Origin of the sequence: Mycobacterium sp. (assembly GCF_049280035.1) — a bacterium.
Taxonomy (GTDB): Bacteria; Actinomycetota; Actinomycetes; order Mycobacteriales; family Mycobacteriaceae; genus Mycobacterium.
Genome location: NZ_JBAPPI010000577.1, coordinates 1 through 2,251, shown reverse-complemented (window position 1 = coordinate 2,251; position 2,251 = coordinate 1). Strand labels below are relative to the sequence as shown.

Here is a 2,251-nt window from a genome sequence, read left to right as displayed (position 1 = left end):
GACGAAAACGAGCTCGACCGGCCCGTCGCCGAACACCTGATACGCCAGGCTGAGATCGCCGCACGATGCGTATGACGTTTCCGCCACCGTATGAGCGACTGCGGGTCGGTACCCTGCCTCTGTTTATTGCGCAGATCTCTAGTTTCTAAGCATCTTCTCAGGTAAGATCCGCGACATGCTGTGAGGTGCATCGCGGCTGCTGGTCTATCAGAAGGATTGAACGGCCATGCAACAACCACTTCGCCCCTATGCCATCGCTGGAGTCGCCCTGGTTGGTGCCAGCCTGATCACCGTCCCCCCGGTCGCACCGCCGCCACGGAACGTTCAAGTCCGCGCGATACAGCTTGTTGACACCGCAGATTCGCCGCTGGGGGACGGTACGGCGTTGGTTTTCGGCGGCACCGGTCTCCCGATACCACCCCCGCAATATGTGGGTGCTGCCGACATGCTGTATCTGCAGCCACTCGGCTTCACTGGTACCGCCCACTCCTCGTTTGAACCCAATGGGTCGGCTGCGTTGATTGTCCACAGCCTCGGGTTCGGCACGTCGCTGGGTCAGGACCAGCAGATCATGGTCTCCGATATCGAAGGCCAAATAGCCGCCGGAGGGGTGAGCCCCGAGAATCCCGTCGTGGTTTTCGGCTACTCGCAGAGTTCAGATGCCGCCTCGCTGATCATGCAGCAGCTCCAAGCCGCAGGTGTGCCCAGTGACGATGTGCACTTCGTGCTGGTCGGCGATCTTCAAAATCCTAACGGCGGCCTTTTGAACACCTTCGATTTTCCAGCCGGTAACACCTCGGCCTTTACCGCGCTCGACGTCCCCTTCGAACCCGCGACACCGTCTGACCTCTACCCAACCGACATCTACACCCTCGAATACGACGGTTTCGCCGACTTCCCGCACTACACGACCAACCTGTTGGCGGACGTCAACGCCATGCTGGGATTCTTTTTAGAGCACTTGACGTATCTGGATATCACCCCCCAAGAGATCAACAGCGCGGTTCTGTTGCCGGGATCTGAGGCGCTCACCGGGGAAGGGCTGACCGACTACTACATAATTCCGAATGACAACCTGCCGATACTGGAGCCGCTGCTGCTGATCCCGGGAATCGGACAGCCGCTCCATGACCTGCTGGAACCCGATACGCAGATCCTGGTGAACCTGGGTTACGGCAGCATCACCGAGGGCTGGAATCAGGGGCCGGCCAATGTGCCCACCACCTTCGGGCTATCCCCCGACATCAACCAGACGCAACTGTCCGACGCACTGAGCAACGGCTGGCAGCAGGGAGTCACCGACGCCCTCAACGATCTGCAGCACCCAGTCAGTTACCAAGACCAGGTCGCGCCGTTACAGCCGTTCGCGAACTCGTTGTACACAATTGGCTTTGCCCCCGAGAACCCGTCGTTTACCGAGGTCGTGGATGGTTTGCTCAATGCCTTCGGCTTCCCGGTTTCCGACGTGACGCTCAGCTCGTCACCAACAGACATCATCAACGACATCAGCGGCACGCTCTCATACGACTATTCCTCGTTGCTTCCCCTTGCCGACGCGATCAATGCGGCCCTCACCAGTCTCCCCGCATACGACGCGAACATTTTCACCAATCAGCTCGAGGCCGGTAATTTCCTTGACGCGATCCTTGATCCGACGTCCGCCACCACGGCACTGGCTCCATACGACCTCATAATCGGTGCCGAAATCCCACTGTTTGCGGCCTTAGGCACGGTCGTCAACCTTGCGGAATTGTTCTCGTAACCGCCCACCGCAGCGCTTATGTGGCAATCCCCTGAACCGGCATCATCGCGCTGACTTCGCGAGCCGGTCGACGGCGTCGGCGATCTCTTCGGGGCAGTCTTCCTGTACAAAGTGCTTGCCCGGCAACAGGATCGCATCATCGAGCCCGGCCGCCAGTTGCGCTTGGACGCCGTACCGGCGCCAGGTGAGCATGCGATCGCGCACCCCCCATACGACCTGCGCCGGATACGGCTTGCCGCGCAACGCCGCCAGATAGTGATGTTGTTTGTCGGCGGTCGCCTCGAAGCCCCGCATGATCTGCAGGAAAGCCCGGCCGCCGTCGTCGCCGAGCAACAACGGTACATAGCAAGCGATTTCGGCGGTCGGGACCCGTCGAGTCACGCCCAGGGCTCGCATCAACGCGACGAAGACTCCCGGCAGCCGTACAGATCTCAGCCATGCCTCACCCAGGACCGGGTGTGCGAACGGCTCCATCACCCAGGGCCGGTG

2 protein-coding genes are annotated in these 2,251 nt (G+C 60.7%); one reads left to right on the top strand and one right to left on the bottom strand.

Translation table 11 applies throughout. The annotated features are described in order from the left end of the window. Nucleotides 1–226 precede the first annotated feature (226 nt). Nucleotides 227–1,762 carry a PE-PPE domain-containing protein gene (locus WAN71_RS18790; protein WP_422226774.1) on the top strand — a complete coding sequence of 512 codons (1,536 nt, stop codon included), beginning with the start codon at nt 227–229 and terminating at the stop codon, nt 1,760–1,762. A 42-nt stretch (nt 1,763–1,804) separates the two neighbouring features. Here the strand turns inward: WAN71_RS18790 and WAN71_RS18785 are convergent. Then, a partial coding sequence (locus WAN71_RS18785) for an alpha/beta fold hydrolase (RefSeq protein ID WP_422226773.1) occupies nt 1,805–2,251 on the bottom strand: 447 nt, incomplete at its 5' end.